Source organism: bacterium, assembly GCA_018812485.1.
Classification (GTDB): Bacteria; JAHJDO01; JAHJDO01; order JAHJDO01; family JAHJDO01; genus JAHJDO01.
The window spans coordinates 20654-46561 of record JAHJDO010000109.1 but is presented as its reverse complement, the minus strand read 5'-3'; the positions used below and the strand labels follow the sequence as shown (position 1 = coordinate 46561).

At 37.0% G+C, this 25908-nt stretch carries 25 protein-coding genes and 1 tRNA gene; 15 read left to right on the top strand and 11 right to left on the bottom strand.

What is annotated here, in order from left to right; genetic code table 11:
* Positions 1-187 precede the first annotated feature (187 nt).
* The 6 genes from KKC91_09140 to KKC91_09115 all read left to right on the top strand — a co-directional run bounded on the left by KKC91_09140 (position 188) and on the right by KKC91_09115 (position 4542).
* Positions 188-898, top strand: a complete 711-nt coding sequence (locus KKC91_09140) for an rRNA pseudouridine synthase (protein ID MBU0478716.1) — start codon at positions 188-190, stop codon at positions 896-898.
* A tRNA-Arg gene (locus KKC91_09135) sits at positions 889-962 on the top strand. The genes KKC91_09140 and KKC91_09135 overlap by 10 nt, the downstream gene beginning before the upstream one ends.
* A gap of 34 nt (positions 963-996) precedes the next feature.
* Positions 997-1902 carry a UTP--glucose-1-phosphate uridylyltransferase gene (locus KKC91_09130; GenBank protein ID MBU0478715.1) on the top strand — a complete coding sequence of 302 codons (906 nt, stop codon included), beginning with the start codon at positions 997-999 and terminating at the stop codon, positions 1900-1902.
* A complete protein-coding gene (locus KKC91_09125; protein ID MBU0478714.1) occupies positions 1895-2887 on the top strand; it encodes a hypothetical protein in 993 nt (330 codons plus the stop codon). Before KKC91_09130 ends, KKC91_09125 begins: the two co-directional genes overlap by 8 nt.
* 111 nt (positions 2888-2998) lie before the next feature.
* Complete coding sequence (larB, locus tag KKC91_09120) at positions 2999-3694, top strand: nickel pincer cofactor biosynthesis protein LarB (protein MBU0478713.1); 696 nt, start codon at positions 2999-3001, stop codon at positions 3692-3694.
* Between the two features lie 56 nt (positions 3695-3750).
* The gene (locus tag KKC91_09115) at positions 3751-4542 is read left to right on the top strand and encodes a sugar phosphate isomerase/epimerase (protein ID MBU0478712.1); all 792 of its coding nucleotides are present in this window, start codon (positions 3751-3753) and stop codon (positions 4540-4542) included.
* On the opposite strand, the gene KKC91_09110 is transcribed toward KKC91_09115, so the two are convergent.
* Together KKC91_09110 and KKC91_09105 are read right to left on the bottom strand one after the other, a co-directional pair.
* Positions 4528-5505, bottom strand: coding sequence for an ROK family glucokinase (locus tag KKC91_09110; GenBank protein MBU0478711.1), 978 nt, complete (start codon positions 5503-5505; stop codon positions 4528-4530). The genes KKC91_09115 and KKC91_09110 overlap by 15 nt on opposite strands.
* Complete coding sequence (locus tag KKC91_09105; protein ID MBU0478710.1) at positions 5502-6650, bottom strand: MFS transporter; 1149 nt, start codon at positions 6648-6650, stop codon at positions 5502-5504. The genes KKC91_09110 and KKC91_09105 overlap by 4 nt, the downstream gene beginning before the upstream one ends.
* 115 nt (positions 6651-6765) lie before the next feature.
* On the opposite strand from KKC91_09105, the gene cysE reads away from it, so the two are divergent.
* The 3 genes from cysE to KKC91_09090 are packed head-to-tail and all read left to right on the top strand — an operon-like array spanning position 6766 to position 10239.
* Positions 6766-7419 carry a serine O-acetyltransferase gene (gene cysE / locus KKC91_09100; protein ID MBU0478709.1) on the top strand — a complete coding sequence of 218 codons (654 nt, stop codon included), beginning with the start codon at positions 6766-6768 and terminating at the stop codon, positions 7417-7419.
* Positions 7412-8809 (top strand): cysteine--tRNA ligase, encoded by a 1398-nt coding sequence (cysS, locus tag KKC91_09095; protein ID MBU0478708.1) that lies wholly within the window; start codon positions 7412-7414, stop codon positions 8807-8809. The genes cysE and cysS overlap by 8 nt, the downstream gene beginning before the upstream one ends.
* 5 nt (positions 8810-8814) lie before the next feature.
* Positions 8815-10239, top strand: a complete 1425-nt coding sequence (locus KKC91_09090; protein MBU0478707.1) for an FAD-binding oxidoreductase — start codon at positions 8815-8817, stop codon at positions 10237-10239.
* Here the strand turns inward: KKC91_09090 and KKC91_09085 are convergent.
* Genes KKC91_09085 through KKC91_09045 form a run of 9 tightly spaced genes read right to left on the bottom strand, consistent with a single transcriptional unit; the run spans position 10231 to position 19501 of the window.
* Complete coding sequence (locus KKC91_09085; GenBank protein MBU0478706.1) at positions 10231-11295, bottom strand: uroporphyrinogen decarboxylase family protein; 1065 nt, start codon at positions 11293-11295, stop codon at positions 10231-10233. The two genes, KKC91_09090 and KKC91_09085, sit on opposite strands and share 9 nt — an antisense overlap.
* Before the next feature lie 57 nt (positions 11296-11352).
* Positions 11353-11973 (bottom strand): threonylcarbamoyl-AMP synthase, encoded by a 621-nt coding sequence (locus KKC91_09080; protein MBU0478705.1) that lies wholly within the window; start codon positions 11971-11973, stop codon positions 11353-11355.
* Complete coding sequence (locus tag KKC91_09075) at positions 11945-13054, bottom strand: PilT/PilU family type 4a pilus ATPase (protein ID MBU0478704.1); 1110 nt, start codon at positions 13052-13054, stop codon at positions 11945-11947. Before KKC91_09075 ends, KKC91_09080 begins: the two co-directional genes overlap by 29 nt.
* A gap of 40 nt (positions 13055-13094) precedes the next feature.
* Positions 13095-14207, bottom strand: coding sequence for a cell division protein FtsZ (ftsZ, locus tag KKC91_09070; protein ID MBU0478703.1), 1113 nt, complete (start codon positions 14205-14207; stop codon positions 13095-13097).
* The gene (gene ftsA / locus KKC91_09065; protein ID MBU0478702.1) at positions 14207-15421 is read right to left on the bottom strand and encodes a cell division protein FtsA; all 1215 of its coding nucleotides are present in this window, start codon (positions 15419-15421) and stop codon (positions 14207-14209) included. Before ftsA ends, ftsZ begins: the two co-directional genes overlap by 1 nt.
* Before the next feature lie 4 nt (positions 15422-15425).
* Positions 15426-16283 carry an FtsQ-type POTRA domain-containing protein gene (locus KKC91_09060; GenBank protein ID MBU0478701.1) on the bottom strand — a complete coding sequence of 286 codons (858 nt, stop codon included), beginning with the start codon at positions 16281-16283 and terminating at the stop codon, positions 15426-15428.
* Positions 16273-17184, bottom strand: a complete 912-nt coding sequence (locus KKC91_09055) for a D-alanine--D-alanine ligase (GenBank protein MBU0478700.1) — start codon at positions 17182-17184, stop codon at positions 16273-16275. The genes KKC91_09060 and KKC91_09055 overlap by 11 nt, the downstream gene beginning before the upstream one ends.
* The gene (murB, locus tag KKC91_09050; GenBank protein MBU0478699.1) at positions 17181-18122 is read right to left on the bottom strand and encodes a UDP-N-acetylmuramate dehydrogenase; all 942 of its coding nucleotides are present in this window, start codon (positions 18120-18122) and stop codon (positions 17181-17183) included. Before murB ends, KKC91_09055 begins: the two co-directional genes overlap by 4 nt.
* The gene (locus KKC91_09045; GenBank protein MBU0478698.1) at positions 18119-19501 is read right to left on the bottom strand and encodes a UDP-N-acetylmuramate--L-alanine ligase; all 1383 of its coding nucleotides are present in this window, start codon (positions 19499-19501) and stop codon (positions 18119-18121) included. Before KKC91_09045 ends, murB begins: the two co-directional genes overlap by 4 nt.
* Positions 19502-19612: 111 nt before the next feature.
* On the opposite strand from KKC91_09045, the gene KKC91_09040 reads away from it, so the two are divergent.
* The 6 genes from KKC91_09040 to KKC91_09015 all read left to right on the top strand — a co-directional run bounded on the left by KKC91_09040 (position 19613) and on the right by KKC91_09015 (position 25864).
* Positions 19613-20236 carry a sigma-70 family RNA polymerase sigma factor gene (locus tag KKC91_09040; protein ID MBU0478697.1) on the top strand — a complete coding sequence of 208 codons (624 nt, stop codon included), beginning with the start codon at positions 19613-19615 and terminating at the stop codon, positions 20234-20236.
* Positions 20236-20751: a zf-HC2 domain-containing protein gene (locus KKC91_09035; GenBank protein MBU0478696.1), complete on the top strand. Its 516-nt coding sequence runs from the start codon at positions 20236-20238 to the stop codon at positions 20749-20751. Before KKC91_09040 ends, KKC91_09035 begins: the two co-directional genes overlap by 1 nt.
* A gap of 27 nt (positions 20752-20778) precedes the next feature.
* Complete coding sequence (locus tag KKC91_09030) at positions 20779-21030, top strand: hypothetical protein (GenBank protein ID MBU0478695.1); 252 nt, start codon at positions 20779-20781, stop codon at positions 21028-21030.
* A 14-nt stretch (positions 21031-21044) separates the two neighbouring features.
* The gene (locus KKC91_09025; GenBank protein MBU0478694.1) at positions 21045-23291 is read left to right on the top strand and encodes a hypothetical protein; all 2247 of its coding nucleotides are present in this window, start codon (positions 21045-21047) and stop codon (positions 23289-23291) included.
* A 98-nt stretch (positions 23292-23389) separates the two neighbouring features.
* The gene (locus KKC91_09020; GenBank protein ID MBU0478693.1) at positions 23390-24751 is read left to right on the top strand and encodes a hypothetical protein; all 1362 of its coding nucleotides are present in this window, start codon (positions 23390-23392) and stop codon (positions 24749-24751) included.
* Between the two features lie 120 nt (positions 24752-24871).
* Positions 24872-25864: a hypothetical protein gene (locus tag KKC91_09015; protein ID MBU0478692.1), complete on the top strand. Its 993-nt coding sequence runs from the start codon at positions 24872-24874 to the stop codon at positions 25862-25864.
* Positions 25865-25908: the final 44 nt, after the last annotated feature.

Here is a 25908-nt window from a genome sequence, read left to right as displayed (position 1 = left end):
CGTATCATATTTTCCTGGGCGCATTCTCTCTTCTCCTTTTTCCCGATACTTTCTCGGGATTCTGTTTTTTTCTTAGGAGAGAGGATAGCCCTTTCTTTTTCCTATCTCAATTACTTTTGCATAAAATATTTTACATTACCCCACTTTCTTGACAGCGCTGTCAGCGATGTGCTAGTTTACTGCTATTATGAAAATCAGGTTGCAGAAGGTTCTTGCAGATGCTGGCGTTGCGTCAAGAAGGGCATGTGATAAACTGATTGATGAAGGGCTTGTAAAGGTAAATAACGAGGTTGCCACAATCTCGGGGCTAAGGGTTGATCCGGAAAAAGACAAGATTACTTATAAGGGAAAACCTCTTAAACCGGTGAAAAAATTTTATGTTATGGTAAATAAGCCTACAGGGTATGTCTGTACCAACTCTGATGAAAAAGGAAGGCGAAAAACAATAGATCTTATTAAAGATATACCTGCACGGCTTTATACGGTTGGCAGGCTTGACTGGGATGTAGAGGGATTGATAATTCTGACAAATGACGGGGATTTTGCATACAAGCTGACACATCCGAAACATCATGTTCCAAAAACATATGTTGTGAAGGTCAAAGGCGCTATCGAATCAAAACAGGTTGCAAAGATTTTTTCAGGGATTTATATAGATGGAAGAAAAACACAACCTGCAAAAGCAGAGATATTAAAAACTTCCAGGCAGATATCGCATGTAAGGCTCACATTATTTGAAGGCAAGAAAAGAGAAATAAAACGTATGTTCTTTCAGCTTGGATATAGAGTTTACCACATTAAGAGGATTTCTATAGACGGACTTAAACTTAGAAATCTACAGTCTGGAAGATATAGAAATTTAAGAGATTATGAGATAAAAAGACTTATGCGCCTGTAGTTCAGCTGGATAGAACGACAGATTCCGGATCTGTAGGTCGGGGGTTCGAATCCCTTCAGGCGTACTATATTAATAAAAAAACAAAAAGGAATATTATTATGAAAATTGAGAAAGCCATTATTCCAGTTGCCGGATTGGGAACAAGACTTCTTCCTGCTACAAAATCGCAGCCTAAAGAGATGCTGCCTGTGGGCAGGAAGCCTGTTGTGCAGTATGTTGTGGAGGAGATAATTAATGCTGACGTTCCTCAAATACTTTTTGTTACAGGCAGAAAGAAAACAGCTATTGAAGACCATTTTGACCCGGACCCTGAACTTATAAAAAAACTTAAGGAATCAGGCAAATTCAGTCTTTTGAAGGATCTTGAATATGAGAAGGATGTGTCTGATTTTTACTACATTCGCCAGAGTGTACAGGCAGGGCTCGCAGACGCAATAAGATTGGGCAGAAATTTTGTTGGTCAGGAGCCTTTTATTGTTGCGCTGGGTGATTCTATAATAAGAAGTTCTGATAATAGTAATTTACTAAAAAGAATGATTGATGTTCACCTTAAAACAAATTCTGCGTGCACGATTGCTGTTGAAGAAGTTCCAGATAATGAGGTGTATAAGTATGGGATTATTGAGCCTAAGGACAAGAAAACCAGTCATACAGGCGAGGTTAAAGATTTGATTGAAAAGCCGGAAATCAGCAGGGCAAAAAGCAATCTTGCAATAGCAGCAAGATATGTGTTCAATCCTGTTGTGTTTGACTTTATTGATAAGACAATGCCTGACGATGGGGGAGAGCTTCAAATTACTGACTCAATCAGGCTAATAATTAAGAATGGACACAAGGTTAGCTATGTAAAACTTATTGAAGAAGAAAAAAGATACGATATAGGTAATTTTGAGAGTTACTTCAAGGCATTTATAGATTTTGCATTATTAGATGATAAATATGGATATCTTCTTAGACAGCATTTAATTAAAAAAATGCATACGGGTGAGCTTCAACATGATTAAAGCTTCTGCTCCTGGTAGAGCAGGTATTATAGGAAATCCCACAGACGGTTATGGCGGTAGTGTTATATCATGCTCTATTGCAGAGCAGGCATATGTTACTATTGAGAGATGCGACAAACTAGTTCTTGAAATAGGGAATGAAAAGTTCGTAACAGACAGCAAAGTGGAATTTAATATTAAAAGTGAGCATTTCCTGATACCAGAAGCTATACTTAATTACTTAAATATTTGGGAAATCAAGATGCATCTGAAAGCATGGAGCGATGTTCCTTTTCAGGCTGGTCTTGCCGGCTCTACTGCAATGCTTGTTGCATCATTGAATGCTATTCTGAAATTCCTGAATACAAGCGCTGGTTGCGAAGATAAATATCATATGGCTGAAATGGCAAGAACTATTGAATTGAATTATATGAAAATTCAATGCGGATATCAGGATCAATATATGGCAACATTCGGAGGTCTTAATTATATTGATTTTCGGGATAAAGAGCATTATAGACAATTAAAGCATGAGGTTTATGCTACAGTGGAGCCGCTTCATTTTTATGTTAAAGAGCTCCCATTTGTGCTTGCGCATACCGGAGTTAGAAGAGTATCGGGTTCTGTTCTTAAGCCAATACGCGACAGATGGATGGACGGTGATATGAAGGTTATATCAGCATATGAAAAGATTGCACATATTTGCAGGCAAGGGAAAAAGGCACTACTTAATAAGGACTGGGTCAAGTTAGGTAATCTTATGAATCAGAATCATAGAATACAGCAGGATCTTGGAGCATCAGGCAAAGAGAACGACCGTTTAATTGAGATAGCCCTGAAAAATGGTGCTTTAGGAGCAAAGCTTGCCGGCGCTGGGGGAGGAGGAACAATAATTGCATTACATCCAAAACCTGATAAAATGATCAAAAAACTTAAACGTGCTGGGGCAGATAGAATTCTTTTTTTAGACCCCAGTAAAAAAGCGGAAGTAGTAGATACAGAATAAGGGAGGAGGTGATAAGAATGGCGCATGAAAAAAACAAAGGACAAAAAAAGGACAAAAAAGAAGCCAAGCTCTCATTAAAGGAAAAGAGGAAGCAGAAGAAGCAGAAGAAGAATGAAAGTTGATAAGAAATCCGCAGAAAAACTTTGCGGCTTTCAATATCATGAACTTGGTTTTGCGAAAGTAGATACACATAGAAGTCTTCGCCTGGGAACTGATGAGGTTATTTTCTGTATTGGGAAAACTCTCTCTCAGATAGTAAGGATTGCGCAAGTTATTTTGGAAAGCAATAATAGGCTCATTGCTACAAAGGCGAATCGCGAAGTTTTTAAGGCAATAAAGTCGAGATGGGGTAAGGCAGTATTTCATGAGAAAGCCTCTATAATTACAGTTAATAAATTCCCTAAGAAGAAGACAAATAAGAATATTCTTATACTTACAGCTGGTACTGCTGATATCCCTGTTGCAGAGGAGGCCTCAGTTACTGCGGAATTTCTTGGAAATAATGTAAAAAAGATCTATGACGTTGGTGTTGCAGGAATACACAGGCTGTTTAAGAATCTAGGGGAAATTCAATCTGCAAACGTTATTATTGTAGTTGCCGGAATGGAGGGAGCTCTTGCCAGCGTTGTGGGAGGCATTACTCCGAAACCTGTTATTGGGGTGCCGACAAGTGTTGGATATGGTGCTAGTTTTTCTGGCATTACACCTCTTCTTACAATGCTCAATAGCTGCGCTGAAGGTGTTGTAGTTGTAAATATAGATAACGGCTTCGGCGCTGGGTATTTTGCAAGTCTTATAAATAAATGAGTTTTTCTCTCATCTCAATAATAATTTTTTAAAAACGGAGACACAGGAGAGTAATAATGGGTAAAAGGAAGATTGGTGTGTTTGTTGATAACTTAAAGCTTGGAGTTTACGGCGGTATAAAAAAAGCAAAGGAAATTGGAGCAGATGGGTGTCAATTTATGGTAACTCGTGGAGAATTATATCCTGACAATTTTTCAAAAGAAAAAAGAGGAAAACTCAAGAAATTTGTAAGTGGGCTGGGATTAGAAATCACAGCACTTTGCGGTGATTTTGACTGGGTCAAAGGATTTACAAATGCTGAGTTCAACAAAGTGAATATTCCTAGGATTAAAAAATGTATTGATTTAGCCTGTGATTTGAACACAAGGGTTGTAACTATGCATATAGGTAAGTTTCCGCAGGAAGAGAGCCATCAAGTTTATCAGGAGACATTCAGGACAACTGTTGAACTTGCAAAATACGCTGGAGAGAGAAACATTATATTAGCAACTGAGACAGGGCCTGAAGACCCGGTAGAACTTAAAATATTTCTGGATAGAGTTTCAAGTAAGGGAATTGGAGTGAATTACGATCCTGCAAATCTTGTAATGTGCGGTCCGTTTGATCATATAGGAGGTGTGAAAATTCTTAGAGATTATATTTGTCATACACATGCAAAAGATGGATTGTGTCTCGGAGAAGGTAAATACATAGAGCTTCCTCTGGGCAGGGGAGGCGTTGTTTTTGAATATTATCTGAAGGCACTTGATGAAATAGGATATGACGGCTATCTCACAGTTGAAAGAGAAGCAGGGGATAATCGTGTGGAAGACGTAAAAAAAGCTGTTGAGTTTTTAAGAACTTTCTGACTTGCTGATATTATTCTTTGCCAGCATTGCTGAACCTACTACACCTGCTTCATCACCAAGCTGGGCGTGAACGATCTGTATTTTTTCTGCAAGGAATGGAAAAACTCGTTTTTTAATCATATCTCTAAGTGGGTCAAAGATATATTTACCAGCATTAGCTATCCCACCGCCAATTACTATTATCTCAGGATTTAGAAAATTTATAACACCTGTAAGCGCAGTTGCCAGATATTGGGCAGTTTCTTTCCATATTTCAATTGCGAGCATGTCTCCCTTTTCTGCAGCTTCATAAACAATCTTTGGTGTTATTTTCTCCAAATCTCCATCAACTAGTTTCAGAATCATACTTTCTTTTCTCTGTATAAGTTTTTCAATGGTTCTTTTTATGATTCTATCTTTGCCGATATAACTTTCAAGGCATGCTCTTCCGCTGCATATGCATTTCGGGCCATCAACATTTACAGGGATATGCCCGATTTCTCCTGCGCTAAGCGAGCTTCCGCGATAGATATTTCCATCTATTATTATTCCTCCGCCAACACCTGTGCCCAGAGTCAGGCATACAATATTCATTGCATCTTTTCCTGCGCCGCATTTTAATTCGCCGTATGCCATGACATTAACATCATTATCAATAGATGTTGGAATATCCAGAGCAGATTCAACATATTCCTTCATATGCACATTCTCAAATCCTTTAATATTTGTTAATCCGTGTATTATTCCTTTTTCGCTATCTACAAGACCTGGTGATCCTATGCCAATACCTATAATTTCTGATTTATCCTTTCCTGTCTTACTTATAATATTTTCAATAGCTTCAACAATTTGTTTCAATACAATATCTTTACTCTCCCCAGTATCTGCTATAATCTTTTTTAAGATTTTGCCATCCATGTTTACGAGGCCTGTCTTTAAATTTGTTCCTCCAAGGTCTACACCAATTAAAAAAGATTTATTCATAATACTCCCCATTTTTTATATCTAAAGCGAACAGCTAACTGGATAATAATGCAAATAATCATAAAGATTATGCATGTGAAGTATGCTCCAGATGCGGAAAATAGTTTTGCTATAATTCCGCCAAGAAATGTTCCCAGTAAACTTCCACCCATTATAATCGCTTCATGAAAACCTGTTTTTTCGCTTTTAATACTCCGCGCTTGTGAACTGTAGAATAAACTTGAAGAATATAAAAAGCCAACAGTTACTCCTATCAGGGAAAAAGATAATGTCCACCACATAACATTATGGGAGAAAACAAGTATTACAAGTCCGGATATTAGCACAAGCTCATAGAAAAACAAATGTGAGAATGAGTACTGCCATCTATGATTTAGTCTGAGAATAAAAAATATTATAACCTGAAATATTCCCAAAACTGCTCTGAGGGAGCCTATAATCAATGGAGACACGCCAACATCCGTAGCAAATTTCGGAAAAAGCCAGACTATAACTCCCATAGAAAAGAACACAGCAAATACACCTATCCATGCAAGTATCAGGAAGAATTTGGACTGCGATTGATCGTTCTGCTTATTTTGAGTAGTACATTCTATTATTGGATCAGTTAATTTATTATGGATATGTCTGGCTACAAGATATGCTCCTATAAAACTCATTATCAGGTTAAGAACAAATAACATTTTAATATTCATGCCAGAAATAATAACTCCACCCATAAAACAGCCTATAACCACTGCAGAGCCCCATGCAACATTAAATGCTTGAAGGCTACGAGTAGTTTGAGCAGGATCTAATCTAATAGTTATATGGGATTGATATGTAGGCCAGAACATTGATAAAACTATACCCATTAAGCCGCATAATATAATGATAGCAGGAATATTATTGAATAATAAAAATCCAAGTATTATAAAAGGATATGTAATGGATACAGACAGAATAGCAGTTCTTTTATTGATGCGATTTGAGAGCAAACTTTGAAGTATACATAATGGCGCGTAGAAGATTGAAAATACACTTCCTGCCAGACCAAGAATAAATGGATTGCTTACGCCTAAATCAATTATATGAAGCGGGATTGCAATAAAGAGACTTGAGCCGATAAAAGCATATATAAAAGGAATTATAAATATATTTACCATTTGAACTTTCCCTTGGTCAGTATGCCAACTACAGCATACAGTGTCAAGAGAATCTGGTTGTTTTTAAGGAGCAAAAATGGTATTTTGTTTTTGAGTCAAGAAAAGGAGGTAGCTAATGTTTCAAACATTAAGGCATGATATACAGGCTGTGTTTGACAGAGATCCTGCAGCAAGAAATATGTTGGAGGTTTTAACATATGCAGGGCTTCACGCAATTATCTGGTACAGAGTGGCTCATTATCTCCATAAGAAAGATGTGCCATTCTTCCCAAGGCTTATATCACAAATAGCCCGGTTTTTTACAGGAATTGAGATTCATCCCGGCGCAGAGATTGGCAGAGGATTCTTTATCGATCATGGTATGGGTGTTGTAATTGGGGAGACAACAGTTATTGGGGACAATGTAACGCTATTTCAAGGTGCTACACTTGGAGGCACAGGCAAGGAAAAGGGGAAGAGGCACCCTACACTTGGCAATAGCATTGTTGTTGGTGCAGGAGCAAAGATTCTGGGAAATATTGTAATTGGCAATAATGTAATGGTTGGCGCTAATGCTGTAGTACTAAAAAATGTACCTTCGGATTGCACGGTTGTTGGTATTCCCGGGAGGATAACGCGAAAAAAGGGGAGGAAGGTTGCTGGCATAAGTCTTGATCACACAAACCTGCCGGATCCAATTGCAGAAAAAATCAAACATCTGGAGAAGATGATAAATGAAACCTCCTCTCAGATAAAGAACTGGGAGAGGGGAAAACATAAGAATGCTTAGGGTTTATAATACACTTACAGGTAAAAAAGAGGAGTTTCACTCTCTAGTTCCAGGCAAAGTCAGGATGTATAACTGTGGTCCTACAGTATATGACTATTTTCATGCAGGGAATGCAAGGAATTTTATTGTATTTGATGTAATAAAAAGATATCTCAAATATAAGGGGTATGAAGTTACCTTTGTACAGAATATTACAGATATTGATGATAAGATTATAAACAGAGCAAATAAAGAGAAGGTCTCTGCTGGGGAAATAGCTCATAAATATACGGATGCTTTTTTTGAGGATTTGAAAATTCTCGATATTACAAAGCCTGATATATGTCCAAAGGCAACTGAACATGTTCCAGATATTATTTCTTTGATTAAAAGGCTTATGGATGCAGGTTTTGCCTATCAAGTTGATGAAGATGTTTTTTTTGAAGTGGGCAAGTTTTCTGATTATGGTAAGTTATCAAAGCGTCCGCTTGATGAAATGAAGCATGCTGCAAGGGTTGAGATAGACAAGCGCAAAAAGCAACCCAGCGATTTTGCTTTATGGAAAAGAGCCAAACCTAATGAGCCAAGCTGGAATAGCCCGTGGGGTAAAGGCAGGCCAGGATGGCATGTTGAATGTTCTGCTATGAGTATGAAATACCTTGGAGAAACATTTGATATACATTCTGGAGGACAGGATCTGATCTTCCCTCATCATGAAAACGAAATAGCCCAAAGTGAGGCAGCAACAGGCAAGCCCTTTGTTAAGTATTGGCTGCATAACGGGTTTCTAAATATTAATGGAGAGAAGATGTCTAAATCTCTTGGCAATTTCTTTCTAGTGAGAGACATACTTAAAAGATTTAGGCCTCAGGTTGTACGATATTTTATGATATCTGCTCACTACCGCAGCCCGCTTGATTTTAGCGACGAAAGTCTCGCTGAATCAGGAAAAGCACTTGAGAGAATAGAAAATTGTTTTGACAACATTAGGGAAAATGCAAAGGATTTAGATACGCCTCAAAAAAATATACATCTAGAATGGATGAACAAGTTTGAGGAAGCTATGGACGATGATTTTAATACAGCATCTGCTCTGGGAGTTGTGTTTGATCTCATAACTGAAATTAATAGCTTGATAGCAGATAAGAGCAGAGATTCTGCTCAATTAAAACAGAATATTCTTAATCTGGAAACATTTTGTTCTATACTTGGGATCCTGCCAAGGATAGAGGATAAGGAATTGGATAGAGATTTGCTGGATTTAATTAAAGAACGAACGAAGGCTCGCAGAAAGAGGGACTGGCAAGGAGCAGACAGAATTCGGAGCCTGCTGGAAGATAGAGGCGTTATTCTCAAAGACAATCCGGACGGAACAACCAGTTGGAAGCAAAATAATACAAGCAGACACTAGACAATATGATAATTAAAAGGGATAAAGATCAGATAATTGGCTATTTAGAGGATGCTTCCAATTTAGAAGGAGGTAATGCTGATATTCTCTATATCCCTGAGAGTGAGGATGACGTAAAAGAGGTTGTTTGCGAATGTGCCAGCAAAAAAATACCCCTAACTATTTCTGCAGGAGGAACAGGAACAGTCGGCAGTAGAGTTTCGCGGAATGGCGCTATTCTTTCAGTAGAGAGACTGAATAAAATTCTATCAATAGATAAGGAAAATAAAAGAGCTGTTTTGCAGTCAGGGGTGATTATTAATGATTTTTTAGGAGTATTGTCCGAACAGAACTTATTTTACCCGCCATTTCCTACAGAAAGAACAGCTTTTATTGGAGGTAATATAGCAACGAATGCTTCCGGAGAATATAGCTATTACTTTGGATCAACACGTAATTATGTAAGAAGGATTAAAGTCCTGCTTTCTACAGGCAAACTTCTGAATATAGAAAGAGGCAAGATTTTTGCAAATAAGGAGGGAATTATTAGAATAGACGAATTAAACATCAAGATTCCTTCTTATATCAGTCCGCAAGTTAAGAATGCTGCAGGTTATTTTTCAAAGCCGCAAATGGATTTAATTGACTTATTCATTGGTTCAGAGGGCACATTAGGAGTAGTTACAGAGGCAGAGGTTGAAATAATTGATGATCTGCAGTCTCGGTTCATAATGGTTATCTTTCTACCCGATGAACAAAGGCTTTTAGAATTTGTTTCTGAAATTAAGAATAATTCAGGTCTAAATCCAGTTTCCTTAGAATATTTTGACAAAAACAGCCTGGACTTTTTAAGAAGCGATTTTCAGAGCATACCAGATAATTCAACAGCAGCTGTCTACATAGAAGAGGAAGAAGGGGAGAATACTCTGGATGCATGGTTAAATCTTCTGGATAAATATGAAGTTATTGATACATGGATAAGCCAGGATAAAAAGAGATATCAGGAGCTTATAAATTTTCGGCACAAGCTTCCGGAAAAAGTAAGAGATTACTTTAAAGAGATTAAATCACACAAGATCGCTCTTGATATTGCTGTGCCTGATGAATCATTTGAGAAGCTTTTCTATTTTTACAAACATGCTTTAGATAATGAGAAGATTCAATTTGTTCTCTATGGACATATTGGAGAAAACCATCTGCATCTTAATTTTTTCCCAAAGAATGAGAAAGAAAAAACAATAGTTAATGGTATATGCAGCAAAGCTGTCCATAAAGCAGTGGAAATGGGAGGGACAGTGTCTGCAGAACATGGCATAGGGAAGATAAAGCACAAGTATTTGGAAGTAATGTATGGCAGAGAAGGAATATTAGAGATGGTAAGGGTTAAGAAAACACTTGACCCATATTGTATTTTAGGGTTGGACAATATCTTTTCGAGAGGATTAGTTTAGTACACCATACTCTTTACACGCTTCTACAAATGTATCAATATTTTCCCACGGAACTTCTGGTTCCAGTACATGTGTTGGTGCGAGAACTAGTCCTCCGTCGTGTCCAACCTTTTCTATCATATTCTTTACAACATCTTTTACATCTTGAGGGGTGCCAAATGGCATTGTAGATTGTGTGCCAATCGTTCCCCAAAAGGAGAGTTTATCTCCATACTTATTTTTCATTATGACGGGATCCATGCACTCAGGCTGTACAGGGTTGAGAATGTCCAATCCAATCTCAATAAGTTCAGGGATAATGACTTCAATGTTGCCGTCTGAGTGATACCATGTAAGAACATTCGGATTTACGTCTTTCGCCGCTCTGATCTGTCGTTCCAAACGTGGTTTTAAAAATTCGCGCCATATGTCTGGACTCATCATCATTCCTGTTTGGGTTCCTACATCATCACCGAGCTTTACAATATCAACTCCAGCTTCAGCAAATTTTCTTGAAGCAACTATGTTTTTCTCTGCTATGCGTTCAAGCAGAGTATGTGCTAAATTTGGATTATCATAAAAGTTCATCAGCATGTCCTCCATTCCTCGAATTTGCCAGGCACTTTCAAAAGTATGCCCAACAAATGCGCACACAGCGTACCCCTTTTTATGAATATCTGAGACGTGCTTATCTTTCCCTTCATAGCGGTAATCTGCTTCACGGTCTGACATCGGATATTCCTCAATATCTTTTGTTGTTGTATCCGAGCCGGCTAGCGGAGAAATATAGTGTGTAAAGTGCTCTAATGACCCCGGTTCATGAGCTACACCTAAATCATCAAGATAATAACCTTCCTTGAGGGATTTTCCTTCATAATATCTACTGAAATCCAACTTGATTCTAGATGGATTTAGTCCTACATCTCTGAAGTCAAAATCATAATATTCCGACACATTATTGGTTTCTGTTCTCTGCTCAAACTCTTTTTGAAGTTTAGGTGTAAATGACAGTTCAAATGGAATGTGTTCTCCTCCTTGTCTTTTAAGTATTCTGATTATATTTTCTCGTTTTGTCATATTCATTCTCCAATTCATTAATGTTTCAATTATTGTATTTTAACATTTCTTCTACATCTATTGAAAGCGTGTTAAGCATGATTTTATCTGACTTGCTAATGCGCCTTCACGTAATATTGAAGGCGGACTGACACTGCAGTCTATAACAGTGGATTCTATCCCAGTTGGCATCTCATTATCGTCAATACATAAATCTACTTTATTCTCAAATATCCTCTCTAGTATCTTAACTGAAGTCGCTTGATAGTTATATCCAGAGATATTAGCACTTGTTGTAGCAAGCGGCACTCCTAACTCCTTTACTAGAAATCGCGGTATTGGATGATTAGGTATTCTGAAACTTATCGTATTGAAATTATCTGTTTTAAAGATACATGCTTGAGATATTGGAATATTTTCTTTTGCTCTTAAGATAATTGTGAGCGGACCGGGCCAGAACTTGTTCATAAGCTCTTTTGCTATTTGAGGGATATTGCAGGCAAGGTCTTTTACCTGCTTTAAATTAGAAACAAATAAAATTAATGGTTTTCTGCGATCTCTGTTTTTTAGGTCATAAATCCTATTTGCGGCTTGTTCACTATTGCACATGCATCCAAGGCCATAAACAGTATCAGTTGGAAGAACTATAACTTTCCCTTTTCTTAATGCTTCAACTGCCGAGTATCTGTTTATCTTCATCAAGAAAGATTCCTTCAAGATTCATTTTTAACGCTTCAGGATTTGTCGCATTGGCCATAGCTTGTTCTCTGCTTATAAAGCCCTCTTTGCATAATTTAACCAGGGACATATTAAATGTCTGCATACCATCTTCCTGTCCACCTTGAATAGCAGATATTATCTTATTCAGTCTGTTTTCCCTTATTAATCTAGAAACCACAGGGGTATTTATCAATATTTCCACTGCAGGTGTTAGGCCATCCTTGTCCATTCTTGGTATAAGCCGCTGGCAAATGACAGCTTTAAGATTAAGAGAAAGTTGCATTCTGATCTGATGATGTTGAGACGGAGGGAAAAAATCAAGTATTCTGCCAAATACGCCTGACGTATCAGTTGAATGAAGTGTTGTGAGTACAATATGTCCCGTTTCTGCCGCACCTAGAGCAATATGAAAACTTTCAATATCTCTCATTTCGCCTATTAGAATAACATCTGGATCCTGGCGCATGGCATGGCGCAATGCGATAGCGTATGAAGATGTATCTATATGTACTTCTCTCTGATTCACAATGCTTTTTTTGTCTTTATGGAGAAACTCAATAGGATCTTCAACTGTGATAATATGACGATTCAAGTTCTCGTTTATATAATTTATCATAGATGCAACAGTTGTTGATTTTCCACAACTTGTTGTGCCAGAAACAATGATTAAACCTCTGTTTGACAGGGATATCTTCTCTAACGTAGAAGGCAGATTTAGCTCTTTAAATGATCCTATCTGTGTTCTTACCCTTCTCAAAACCAATCCCACAGTTCCTCTCTGATAGAAAATATTAACCCTGAAGCGTCCTAAATTCGAAACTCCGTATGAAATATCCATCTCAAATTCTTTATCAAACTTTTGCCTTTGTTCGTCATTCATTAACTCAAGAGCAATTTCTCTGGTATCTTTTGAAGAAAGTATTTCGCCATATGAACATAACTCTCCATTTATTCTAATTTTAGCAGAGCTGCCCGCTTTCAGATGTAAATCCGTACCGTTTTTTTGAACCAGTTCTTTGAGATATTTTTCTATGTCCATTTTTCTCCTTGTATTACTCATCTTTCCCTCTCTTTTTAAGAGAGGGTCAGGGGATGAAATTCTAACCTGGTTTAGTTCTTAAAAATGTTGGTATGTCTAAATTACTGTCACCTCCTAGCTCTCTATTCACTTTTTCCCGCATAACTCGATCCTTTATTGTAGCTTCCTTTCTATGAACTCCTGAGACGTCTGAGATGAATTTTGCTTCCTTTTTTTCTAGAGATGGGATATCAGTAGCAATAATTGTAAGTTTCAGCTTATTATTTACTTTTTTATCTATAATAGCTCCAAATACTATATTGACACTGTGTGTAACCGCTTTACGAACATTATCAATGATTTTTTCAACTTCTCCAAAGCTGAGATCTTCGTCACCTGTTATATTAACAAGCATTGTCTTTGCACTCTTAACATCAACCTCTTCTAAGAGCGGACATAAAAGAGCATTCTTTACAACAGAGGATGTTCTCTCTTCACCATATGCAGTTCCTACTGCTAAGGTAGCCTCCTTGCCATGGGCTATTACCTGCCGAATGTCTGATATATCAAGATTTATTATTCCTGGGGCAGTTACTAGGTCAGAGATTGCACTAATAGTGTCAAATAGAGTGTTGTTTGCAAATTCAAATGCTTTTAAAAAAGATGATTCTTTGTCAATTGTTCCAAAAAGTTTCTGGTTTGGGATAGAGATTGTTGCATTGGATTTTTCCTTTATTGCTCCTAATCCATCTTTAGCCTGCAAACATCTTTTTTTCCCTTCAAATAGAAAAGGACTTGTAACTATTGCTATTGTTAGCGCCCCCAGTTCCTGGGCAATTTCGCAGATGAGTGGTGCTGCCCCTGTGCCTGTTCCACCTCCAAGTCCACAGGTTACAAATACAATGTCTGAGTTTTTTAATGCTTCAGCAACTTCTGCTCTACTTTCATTCAGACTGCGGCGTCCTAAATCTATATTAGAACCTGTTCCAACTCCTTCTGTTGTCTTTAGCCCGATTTGAATTTTATGGGGAACAATAGATGCTTTAAGAGCCTGTATATCTGTGTTAATATTAATATATTCTATTCCAGAGAGGCCTTTTTTATATATTGCATCTACAGAATTATTACCTCCTCCACCAACTCCAACCAGTTTGATACTTGCACCTGCTGTCGTCTCTTCAACTATTTCAAACATTAGAAAAAATCTCCAAATATCTTCTTTACACTTCCTGTCATTCTACCCATAAGATTTTTATTTTCAAATTTTGACGTTCCTCCAAATTTTCTGAAGTCAGAACCATGTTGTAATAGGCCGATACACGTTGAATAGCTTGGTCCCTCAGGTATGTCTCCAAGCTGGTACGCAAGGTTTGGCGTACCTATTCTTGTTGGCAGATTGAATATATCTCTTGCGGTTGAAGACATTCCCTTAAGTAAAGAACTGCCACCCGTGAGAACTACTCCAGAGGCAATTAAATTTACGAAATCAGCTCTTTCTATCTCTTCCTTTACAATTCGGATAGTTTCTGCAATCCTGGGTTGAACAATCTCCGAAAGCTGATACGGTGAGAAATGATTTGGGTCTTCTTGATTATTAGTATTTGTTTCCATGTCTAATCCAGCACCGTATTTTTTCTTTATTTTCTCCGCTTCCGGTGTAGAGATATGAAGACCTATAGCTATGTCATTTGTTATATGATTACCGCCTATTGCTAGTACCTGAGAGTACTTCAAGCTATCTTTTTCAAAAATAACAAAATTTGTTGTGCCTGCTCCCATTTCAATCAATACAACGCCAAGCTCCTTTTCACTCTGCGATAGTACTGATTCAGAAGAAGCTAATAGATTAAATATAATATCTTCTATCTTAAACCCAGCCTGATTGACGCTTTTTATGAAATTCTGTGTATGTGTTATCATTCCAGTAACAATATGTGTCATTATTTCAAGTTTTACACCATTCATGCCGATTGGATCCTTAATCTCTGCCTGTCCGTCCACAATGAAGTCTTGAGGTAAAACCTGAATAATCTCTCTCCCTTCTGGCAAAGCAATTGCTTTAGCTGTTTCTATCACGTTTCGAGTATCTTCAATTGTTATCTCTCTATCTTCTCTTCTAACTGGAACACTACCTTTACTATTAACTGTCTTGATATGTCCACCGCCGATTCCCATAAATACAGACGAAATTTCTAATTCCGATGTCTTTTCTGCCTCTCTAAGAGCTTCCTTGATATCATCAGTCACAATATCAATATTAACAATAAGCCCTTTTTTCAGGCCTTTGGTAGGAACAGTTCCCATCCCTATAATTTCTATGCTATTCTCTTTGTCTAATTTGCCAACCATGGCGCATATTTTAGAAGTTCCTATATCCAGTGCTGTTACAATGTCTTTTCGAGTTCGCATGAGTTTACTTTCTGTATTTTACAGGAATAGCGTTTAAATCCGCTCCAAAACGCAGATCTATATAGAGAAGTTTTTCCCTTTGAGTTTGTCCAAGTCTACTTAGAAGATCCTCTAATATTGCGAGTTTTTCTTCAAAGTCAGTTTTGCCTATTTTGATTTTTATTTCATTATCTTGACACATAAAGTCAAGAATTAGATTTTTAGATTCTTTAACATTTATATTCTTTAAACTGCCAAATTCAGCAAGTCTTCCCATATTATAAGTCTTTATAATTGCAATAATCTTTTTTATTAATTCAGACACTTCGGGATTAGATGCAATATTTTCTCCTGAATATACATTGTTTATTTTCAATCCTATTATTTCCGGCAACCCTCTTGAATCATTAAGCTTAATAATTATTCCATCTTCATCTATCCCATATATATTACGACTGTATGATATTTGTCCAATAGGAATTCTTTCTGTTATATCTACTAAAATCGTATTTGGAAATGAGCGTTCAATAACAACCGTCTTTACATTTGCTAGTGCCTCACAGTGTGATCTCAATGTGTCGATATCAAGAGTAAAAATATTCTTACCTTTTATGCTATTAATTTCCTTTAAAATAACTACATTATCAAGAAATTTATCGTTATTTACAATAACATTATTAATACAAAAGTAATTTGAATGAATAATGAATTTTTTAAATTTTAATACTATGAAGAAAGTAGCATATATGATTAGAAAGAGAGTTAAAATTTTACTTATCTGTAGTGCTCTCTTTTTAACTACCTTCTTATGTAAACGAGGTGCAGCAGAGATTCTAGACGCTATTTTAACATTCTTGCGAAGTTTTGTTTTTCTACTTTTCATGTTTCTTGATTGCCAGATCCAGTAATCTCAGACAGAGTTCTATAAAACTTATTCCAGCCGCCTGTGCGGCTTTTGGCAGAAGACTTGTTTCTGTAAGACCTGGAATTGTATTAATCTCTAAAACATAGGGATTTAGTTTGCAGTCAAGTTTCATATCCACTCTTGACATCCCATAGCATCCAAGTATCTTATGCGCCTTGAGAGCTATCTGCTTTATCTGTGTGCTTTTCTCCTCTTGAAGCTCTGCAGGCACAACGAAATCCGTGGATTTTTTCTTATATTTTGCATTAAAGTCGTAAAATCCGAATTTTGGAATAATTTCAATTACCGGCAAGGCTTTCTCCTCTAATATACCAACTGTTATTTCTTTTCCGTCTATATACTTTTCGCATATTATATTATCATCATAATGGAAAGCAGTTTTCAGAGCTTTCTCGAATTTATCTTCTTTTCTTACGATAGATATTCCGATTGTTGAGCCCTCGCTAGATGGCTTAACAACTATAGGAAAGTTCTCCAAAGTATTAATATGATATTTGCCTTTGCTCATTACTCTGAACTCTGGAGTCGGAATTCCAGCAGTCTGAAACAAACGCTTGGAAGCTATTTTATTCATAGAGAGTGCACTTGCAAGAACTCCTGAACCCGTATAGGGAATATTTAATATATCGAGCATTCCCTGAATTGTTCCATCCTCTCCGGGTTTCCCGTGAAGAGCAATAAATACCAGATCTATTTTCTCCTTTATCAGCCTGTCAGGCAACTCTCTATTAACATCAAAAGCGGTAACATTCAGCTGAGCCGCTTTAAGAGCCTTTAGTACACAATTCCCACTTTTAAGAGATATTTCTCTCTCAGAAGAAGGCCCTCCCATTAAAACAGCAATACGCCTATTTTTCATATTCCTATAATTTTAATTTCTTCTTCTAGTTTTATGCCAGTTTTTTCAAAAACTGTTGATTTTATTTTTTTAATAAGTTCAAGTACATCATGAGCGCTTGCATTGCCATTATTAACAATAAAGTTAGCATGTTTCTCTGAGACCTGTGCATCTCCAATAGCAAGCCCTTTTAATCCAGTTTGATCAATTAATTTACCGGAAGAATGGCCATCCGGATTTTTAAATATGCATCCTGCGCTTGGTATGTCAAGAACCTGTGTGGACTTTTTGTGCTCCAAAAGCTTGAATATGCGTTCATTGATTTCTTTTTTACTGCCTGTTTTTAGTTTTAGTTTTACCTCAAGTATTATGTATTTAGATAAATTAGACTTGCGATACCCAAAACGCAGATCATTTTTCCCAAGTTCAGATACATTACCCTTCATATCAATTACTTTAACTGATTCAACCAAATCCCCAATTGCTGTATACTCTACGTTTCGGATTTCGGATTTCGGATTTCGGATTTCTTTCGTTCCTGCATTCATACTCACTGCGCCGCCAACAGTCCCTGGAATTCCTGCAGTAAATTCAAGTCCTGTAAGTTCTTCTCTTGCAGCCTGTTTTAGAAGCTTTGAGAGCAAGGCGCCAGTCCCACAAGTAATACGTTCTCCTTTTATTTTGATACCACATAACCCACGTTCCAAATTCAACACAACGCCTCTTATTCCTTTATCACTACTGATTAAAACGTTTGTTCCTCCACCAAGGGTTGTAACAGGAATGTTATAACTATTACAGAACATGAGAATGTTTTTGATATCTGAGATATCTTTTGGATATATCCACACATCTGCAGGGCCGCCAATTCTAAAAGAGGTGTGCTTGGATAAAAGTTCATTAAACCTGATCTCTCCTTTTATCAAATTAGAGAGCTCTTTAGTTAATTTTTTATTCATATTAATTTCTCAGCAAGTTCCTCTGCTACCGCAGAAATATCACCTGCTCCCATACAAAGCATTATATCTCCTTTCTCTATAGTATTGCTCAGATAACTGAGAATTCTACTTTTGTCAGGAATATATACGGCATTTTTGTAGCCATTATTTTTCATAGCATTAAAGATTATATCTGTATTAGCCCCTTTTATAGGAGCTTCTCCTGCGCTGTATACATCGGTTAATATGACCTTATCAGCTTTTGATAATGAGGCAGCGAATTGTTTATATAGCTTTTCAGTTCTTGTATATCGATGAGGCTGAAATACAGCCACAATACGCTTTCTCCCTAAGTTTTTAGCTGTTTCTAAAACAGCTTGAATTTCAGCCGGATGATGAGCATAATCATTTATAACCATTACATCTCCAATATTCGCCTTGATCTGGAATCTTCTGTCAACGCCTTTAAAACCTTGCATGGCTTTCCGTATTGCATCAAAGGGTAATCCTATTTCCACGCCAAGCGCAATTGCCGAAAGCGCATTAAGTACATTATGTTTTCCCGGAACGCTGAGTGTAAAAGAACCAAGTAATTCAGCATTTTTATATACATCAAAACGTGTTGAAAGCGCTTCGCATATCAGGCCCTCAGCCCGTATCTCAGCATTCTTGCTCATTCCATAGGTTGTTATTGGAGTTTTGAATTTTCCTTTATGTAGTTTGAAAATCAATTCTTTTACGTTGTTATTGTCAATACAGCAAAATATTCTGCCGGATTTATCTATACGCTCTGTAAAATACAGGAACGTATTTATGATATTCTCAAGATTTTCATAATGCTCCAGATGGTCTTCATCAATATTTGTAATAATTCCAAAATATGGATTTAGTTTCAAAAAAGACTTATCACTTTCATCAGCCTCTGCTACAAACCATGGGCTTATCCCTAAGCGGGCATTCCCCCCTAAAGAACTAATCTCGCCTCCTATTATTACTGTCGGGTCGTATCCTGTTTCTATAAGCATATGCGCAATCATTGATGTTACAGTAGTTTTTCCATGGCAACCTGTTACAAATATACTCTTTTTGTTATTTGCTATTTTTGCGAGAAGTTCTGCTCTGTGAATTATTGGGATTTTCTTTTTTCTGGCTTCAGCAAGTTCCGGATTAGATTCTGAGATAGCTGTGGAATAAACAACTAACTCCTGAGCTATTATATGCTTAGCATCGTGTCCGATAAAAATATGCGCACCATTTATTTTTAGTTTATTGATTATTGATGAGGTTACCTTGTCTGAGCCGCTTACCTGATATCCTGATTTAAGCAGAATATAGGCTATCCCGCTCATTCCTATACCACCGATGCCAACAAAATGAATAGATTTTACGTTTTTTAGCATTTGCAATATTATACTAAACCTGTATCGTTAATTAAATAGGAATCAATTGAAAAGTTAATAAAAAACATGTAACTTAATTGAACCTTTTAACCTATTTTAGCATATATAAATATGGAAGAACTAAATAAGTCAGCAGGTACACATGAACTAGATGATGAAACTTTAATAGAGAAGTTTAAAAATGGTGATCGTGGAAGCTTCAATATGTTGGCAAAAAGGTATCAAAAACGAGCTGTGAACTACCTTTATAAGCTTAGTAGAAATTTTGAGTTAGCGGAGGATATAGCCCAGATGGCATTTCTAACTCTATATCAAAAGGCAGCACTTTTCCATACCGGTTGTAGATTCCGACCATGGTTTTATAAGATATTGACAAATCTATATTATTATGAAATGCGCAAGAAAAAAAATTTTCTTCAGTATAGTTTGGACGCTTCTTATGAGTTTCCTAATGGCACGACTGTAAGCCTTAAAGAAACAATAGCTAGCAAAGCCGGAACACCTCTGGATGAATTAAAGGAAAAAGAAAAGCGGGCTAATATGAAGAAACTCATAGCTTCATTGCCACATAAACAAAAGGCAGCGCTCGTTCTTTATATATATAATGGACTGAACTATAAAGATATAGCCTTGACCCTGGGCTGTAGTGCGGGAACAGTTAAATCACGCATCCATTACGCGCTAAGAAGTCTAGGGGAAAAGGTATCTCAACTTAAAAGGGAAGGAAGAATTTAATGAGATGCAGGCGAATAAATAAGAATCTTCTGTCTTTCTATAATAATGAGCTGACCAAAACTGATAAAGAAAAAGTTAAGCTACACCTTGAGACATGCTCTAATTGCAGAGGAGAATATGATGTCTTGATAAATACAATTAATACTATAAATGATCTGGAGGATGTTGAGCTTTCCCCGGACTTTAACAGCAGACTAGAGGAGAAGATAGTAGCACTTGATAGGGAACAAATAAAAAAGGCAGGTCTAATATCATCTTTAAGAAGTTTGTGGGAGTATCCTTTGTTTTCTCCAGAACGACTTTGGCCTGAAGTGGCTGCATGCGTTTTAGCCATGCTTTTTATTAGCCTTATTCAATTCTCATGGCCCATAGTTAACCTAGATTATCCTATTACAAAATGGCCAGCTGCAAGGAACTTTGACCTAAGGGAAATAAGCTTAAATTATAACTTTTTGGGAATCAGTCTGCAAAATAGGAATGGAGATATTTCTTTAAGGATACATGTAGGGTCCTAGAAATTAAGAAAAAAGGAGGTGAAAAGCATGAATGTAATATTATTAATAGTCAAGATAGCAGCAGTGATAGGCATGTTCTTCTTGTTTGTATGGCTTCTCAAATGGCTCTGGAACATAACTATGACAGTAATATTCAATTTAAAAGCCATCACTTACTGGCAGGCTTTCAGGTTATTGCTTATTGCCATGATTCTCTTTGGCCGGCCACAAGCTAAATTGGGAAAAAGAGCTATACAGGAAAAGGTTCCTGCTCAAGAGCTGCTAGAAACATTCAAATAAAATAGAGGCGAATTATGTTAAGAAAAAAGAAGATCAGCAAAAGTCTTATTATCGCTTGTCTAATTTTACTCATTGGCATTACATTTGTTCTGACAAGCTATGCCCAAGCAGACGATAGAGGACAGTCTATCACCCAAGAGCAGTACATAGATATTATGAACAGGGTTCTTGATTCTATTATAACTAATTGTCAAAACCAGCCCCAGCACAAGATTAATTTTTCTGCAAATCTATTTTTCGCCCATGAAGTCTGTATCAAGAACATGCCTCTGGAGACTCTCAAGAAATGTGTGGATGCTTTAAAAGAAGCAGGCGTAAACAGAATTGACATCAATATGGGATTATTTCCATGGCTGGATAATCATCAGGAGACAATTCAAAAATACGATAACCTTATTGAATATATCCGTCATCATAATCTGCAAATTGCTATAAATGCATTTTATGGACCAATGTATCACCGCGTCAATAGTTTTGAGGAATGGAGAAATATGGCACTTCAGATCTATCCTGAAATTGCAAAACGATATACACCGGAAATTTTTATAGTAATACATGAACCTACTACAATGGCCAGTCGAATGGGTTTTGAAGTTAGCCCGGAAGAGTGGGGAGAATTTGTTAAAGAAACAGCCAGAGTCGTTAAGGCCGTTTCGCAAAAAACGCGTTGCGGGGCAGGAGTATTGGCAGACCCTGTGTTTATACAGTCTGAACAGAAATGTTTTGATAAATTTTTATCCATTGATGAACTCGAGATAATAACCCTGGATATTTATAATATTAGAAGTTTTGATGCAGCAAATAAAATGATTCGAGAAGCCAGAAGACAAGGGAAAAAAGTCTACATTGAAGAGACATGGCGGTCGCCATACTACGTACCACAAGCAGGTAAGACTGAAACACTAGACAACATCAGTGCTATGGGAATTGGAAATGAAGCATTTCAGACACTTGACGTTAAGTGGTTAGAAGCAATGTCACTTTATGCCAGTGTATGGGGACTTGAGGCAATAACGCCTTTCTGGATACAGACCTTCTTTAAATATGTAAAAGAAGGGGGTAATGCACTTAGCCAAGGTTATAATCTACAAGTGATCGAAGCTATCAACAATGAAGAGCGTACCAAGACCTTTGAAGCATTCAAAGAGATTATCCAGAAAAGAGGCCTAGCCCAAACAGCAATAAAGCCAGAAATAAAGCTGGGCAAAAATAATAATTATAGTTCTCGATTGGTAAAAAGCATAAAAATAATTCAAGAAGATGGCGGCAGGGTTGCCTGGTCTCCAAAAGATGACTTGATTGCCTTTGATAGAAGAGGAGAGGATGGTTATTATGATGTTTGGATTATGAAGTCTGATGGCTCAGGGCAAAGATGTCTCACCTGCGATAACCCGAATGTCCCTCAAAAACATAATGGGCAACCTGCATGGCATCCTTCTGGTGAATATATTGTATTTCAAGCGCAGAATCCAAGCTTGGCAGGTTTTCCGAATATTTTTCAAAAAATAGAGAAAGCGTTTACAGGACCTGGATCAGGGGTAAATAACAATATTTGGCTTATGGACAAATGTGCAAAGCAATTCTGGCAGCTGACAAATATTCCTGAAAGAAAAGCCGTTCTTCATCCTCATTTCTCCCATGATGGGAAAAAACTTATTTGGTCAGAAATGATAGATCGTAATATCAAACCTTCAGGGAGATGGGTTATAAAAATAGCAGATATTATTATTAACCATAGTAATGTTCGTCTTGAAAACATATTAATACTGAATCCGGGTGATATGCAGTTTTATGAGACTCATGGATTTTTCCCTGATGATAAGATTATCCTGTTTTCCGCAACAAAAGATGGCCAATATAAGAATCTGGATATTTATTCATACAATCTTATTACAACAGAATTAATAGCGCTAACGAATACATCACTTTCAGAATGGGATGAGCATGCTCATTTCTCGCCAGATGGCAGGAATATAATTTGGATGTCCAGTATGGAAATACCACAGCAAATTAAGCAATATGAGGTTTTAGCTGACTACTGGATAATGGATTCAAATGGTAAAAACAAAAAAAGGCTTACTTATTTTAATAATCCAAGCAGCAAGGAATATATCCCTGGCGGTGTGACTGCTGCTGACTTTGCGTGGTCTCCTAACGGGGGAAAAATAATTGCATACTTAGTTCTTAGAATCAAAAATGAGTTAGGCAAAAAAGTAATAATTGAGCTATCTGAAGCCTCGGGAGGTAATGTTAAGAATTGATTGGAATAAAAATTGTGATGATAGAGCTTGGCATTGACCAGGATGGTTAATAAATATATGATAGGATGAATCCAATTTAGAAAAAAGGGAGGTAAAGTATGAAGAAGACAATAATAAGGATAGCCGGCATAGGATGTTTAATTGCAATAATTCTGGCTTCAAGTATGAATGGATACGCTCAGGACAAAAAAAGAGGGCATAAAAGGGGAGCGCTTCAAGATACCTATGAGAGAGACAAATTGCCGAATATTACCCAGGAACAGTACATTTCCAAAATGAATAATATTTTGGATAAAATTACTGAGCAGTGTAACAAATACCCGCAGCAGCCACTTAGTTTCAGAGCAAACCTTATCTTTGCTCATGAAATATATATCAAAAATACGCCGTTAAAGACACTCAAGAAGTATGTTGATGCCCTGAAAGAAGCAGGTGTCAAGGGAATTGATATAAATATGGGTTTTTTTCCTTGGTTGGATAACGACCAGGAAACAATTAAAAAGTATGACAAACTTATCGAATATATTCGAAAAAAGAATCTGGAGCTTATAATAACCCCACAGTATTCCGCGGTGTATCATCGATTTAACAGTTTTGATGAGTTGAAGGAAGCAGCAATAAAGATTTATCCCCGAATTGCCGCTCGCTTTGAACCTGAAATATTTATAGTACTGCATAAGCCCTCCAATGTGGCTAAAAGGATGAGAATCCAGGTATTGCCCGGTAACTGGTCTAAATTCACACAGGAGATCATAGTATCAGTAAAGAAAGCATCTCCGAATACCAGGCTCGGCGCAAGCATCATGCCTTCTTCACAGGAGTCACAGCAGATATTTAATGAGCTTTTATCAATCGACGAATTGAATGTATTATCTTTAAACATTTATTCATTTAAAGACATGCAGCCAGTAAATAAAATGATTACTACAGCCAAAGAAAAGGGGAAAAATATTTATATAGGAGAGACCTGGCGCCCAATCTACTATAGTCGAGATGTTGGTAAGAAGATAAAATTGACTAACTTAATCAGCGCCTGGATCGGTGATAATAAGTTTCAGGAACTCGACAGCAAATGGCTTAAAGCTATGGCTTATTATGCCAGTGTGTGGGGTTTAGAAGCCATGACGCCTGTGTGGACTCAGACTTTCTTTAAATATCCGGAGGAAAGTGCAGCTACTACTGATGCAGATTACCATCAGGAAGTTATCAAAGCCATAAATAAGAAAGAGCGCACCTCTACCTTTATGGCTTTTATGGAGATTATCCAACAAAATAAGGATTCGGTCGTTTCCAGGAAAGAAGCATCTGCTCCAGCGGGTATTCCTGCTCCAGCTCATCCCAGCCCGGAAGATATACGACGAGAAATTCTTTCTGATCCTCATTTTCTTAGTGAGATACTTTCCGATCCTTCTATCGTTGATGGGGCAATGCAGCCCGTTCCTGTTAATCCAGTTCCTTAATGATGGCTGGTTAGATGTAAACTAGATTAAAAATCCTAATACGAACTTATATGGAATTTTTTCAAGAAACATGCAAAAACCAGTGAGCTGGGCTTTATGTTAGATATTGGAAGATAAAGTATGTTCAAACTAAAAATAAAAAGAGAATACTTAATATTAATCTTTCTATTGTTCTTGTCTCCTGTATTAGGGGAATTGCTTTCTGGCTCTACTCCGCCACTTTGTTTCTTTAGCCCAAATGCTCTTTTATTAGGTGTACTCTTATATGGCTGCGGTACAGTCCTTATTAGAGAAGCCAGAGTAAGATGGAAACTACAATGGTCAATTATTTTTCTTGCGGTTGCTTATGGAATTGTTGAAGAAGCGCTTACTACAAAAGCATTCTTTAATACAAATTGGATTGATGGAGGGGTTCTTTTGGGGTATGGAATGTTTCTTGGGGTACAATGGTCATGGACAATTGTACTCTTGCTTTTCCATGCAACAGTGAGCACTTTGATTCCTATTGCAATTGTAGACTTATTATGGCCAAAATACAAAAATGTTTCTCTTTTGGGAAGAAGAGGATTAGTATTCAGTTTTACTGGTTTCATATTTATTGTCGTAATGGGCATGAAAACTTTTGGCACAGTAGCAGGAAACAAAATGATACCCTATTGGCCGCACCCTTTTTTACTACTCGGAAGTTTCCTTATTGTGTTATCTTTAATTGGGATAGCCTTTAAGAATAGAAATAGCAGGATAACTACAAGAAAAATACCATTACTTTTACCTTTTATTTTTGGATTCCCAGGCTTTTTTTATATGTGGTCTCTTCAAGCAATCCCAAACATATTAGCAAAATCCCAACCACCTTTATTTACAATTTCCATTCAGTTAGTTGAAATTATCTTTGTTTTGTTATTCGTTTTTTTTCAGATATACCATCAAGATATTACTAAGCATCATATCGTGGCCTTAATTTTTGGGTCTATTCTTTACTGGATTCTTCTGACGCCGATTTATGAAATAAAAGGTGTGCTTGGCTTAGATCCTGCTCAAGGATATCTTATAGTAGGAATTGTCAGTTTAATCTTGTTAATTATGTGGAGACATAGAGTGTTAAAAAATTAATGAAAATACCGTGTTTTTGAGTTTTTCGACAGTTTCAACAACGC

Coding starts and splice junctions, on each gene's coding strand:
- murB (MBU0478699.1), bottom strand. CDS start 18,122: ATGAATAAAAAATTAACTAAAGAGCTCTCTAATTTGATAAAAGGAGAG.
- KKC91_09130 (MBU0478715.1), top strand. CDS start 997: ATGAAAATTGAGAAAGCCATTATTCCAGTTGCCGGATTGGGAACAAGA.
- KKC91_09045 (MBU0478698.1), bottom strand. CDS start 19,501: ATGCTAAAAAACGTAAAATCTATTCATTTTGTTGGCATCGGTGGTATA.
- KKC91_09125 (MBU0478714.1), top strand. CDS start 1,895: ATGATTAAAGCTTCTGCTCCTGGTAGAGCAGGTATTATAGGAAATCCC.
- ftsZ (MBU0478703.1), bottom strand. CDS start 14,207: ATGTTTGAAATAGTTGAAGAGACGACAGCAGGTGCAAGTATCAAACTG.
- KKC91_09060 (MBU0478701.1), bottom strand. CDS start 16,283: ATGAAAAGTAGAAAAACAAAACTTCGCAAGAATGTTAAAATAGCGTCT.
- KKC91_09035 (MBU0478696.1), top strand. CDS start 20,236: ATGAGATGCAGGCGAATAAATAAGAATCTTCTGTCTTTCTATAATAAT.
- KKC91_09025 (MBU0478694.1), top strand. CDS start 21,045: ATGTTAAGAAAAAAGAAGATCAGCAAAAGTCTTATTATCGCTTGTCTA.
- KKC91_09105 (MBU0478710.1), bottom strand. CDS start 6,650: ATGGTAAATATATTTATAATTCCTTTTATATATGCTTTTATCGGCTCA.
- KKC91_09140 (MBU0478716.1), top strand. CDS start 188: ATGAAAATCAGGTTGCAGAAGGTTCTTGCAGATGCTGGCGTTGCGTCA.
- cysE (MBU0478709.1), top strand. CDS start 6,766: ATGTTTCAAACATTAAGGCATGATATACAGGCTGTGTTTGACAGAGAT.
- KKC91_09115 (MBU0478712.1), top strand. CDS start 3,751: ATGGGTAAAAGGAAGATTGGTGTGTTTGTTGATAACTTAAAGCTTGGA.
- KKC91_09055 (MBU0478700.1), bottom strand. CDS start 17,184: ATGAAAAATAGGCGTATTGCTGTTTTAATGGGAGGGCCTTCTTCTGAG.
- KKC91_09090 (MBU0478707.1), top strand. CDS start 8,815: ATGATAATTAAAAGGGATAAAGATCAGATAATTGGCTATTTAGAGGAT.
- KKC91_09080 (MBU0478705.1), bottom strand. CDS start 11,973: ATGAAGATAAACAGATACTCGGCAGTTGAAGCATTAAGAAAAGGGAAA.
- KKC91_09020 (MBU0478693.1), top strand. CDS start 23,390: ATGAAGAAGACAATAATAAGGATAGCCGGCATAGGATGTTTAATTGCA.
- KKC91_09015 (MBU0478692.1), top strand. CDS start 24,872: ATGTTCAAACTAAAAATAAAAAGAGAATACTTAATATTAATCTTTCTA.
- KKC91_09030 (MBU0478695.1), top strand. CDS start 20,779: ATGAATGTAATATTATTAATAGTCAAGATAGCAGCAGTGATAGGCATG.
- larB (MBU0478713.1), top strand. CDS start 2,999: ATGAAAGTTGATAAGAAATCCGCAGAAAAACTTTGCGGCTTTCAATAT.
- KKC91_09085 (MBU0478706.1), bottom strand. CDS start 11,295: ATGACAAAACGAGAAAATATAATCAGAATACTTAAAAGACAAGGAGGA.
- KKC91_09110 (MBU0478711.1), bottom strand. CDS start 5,505: ATGAATAAATCTTTTTTAATTGGTGTAGACCTTGGAGGAACAAATTTA.
- ftsA (MBU0478702.1), bottom strand. CDS start 15,421: ATGCGAACTCGAAAAGACATTGTAACAGCACTGGATATAGGAACTTCT.
- KKC91_09075 (MBU0478704.1), bottom strand. CDS start 13,054: ATGAGTAATACAAGGAGAAAAATGGACATAGAAAAATATCTCAAAGAA.
- cysS (MBU0478708.1), top strand. CDS start 7,412: ATGCTTAGGGTTTATAATACACTTACAGGTAAAAAAGAGGAGTTTCAC.
- KKC91_09040 (MBU0478697.1), top strand. CDS start 19,613: ATGGAAGAACTAAATAAGTCAGCAGGTACACATGAACTAGATGATGAA.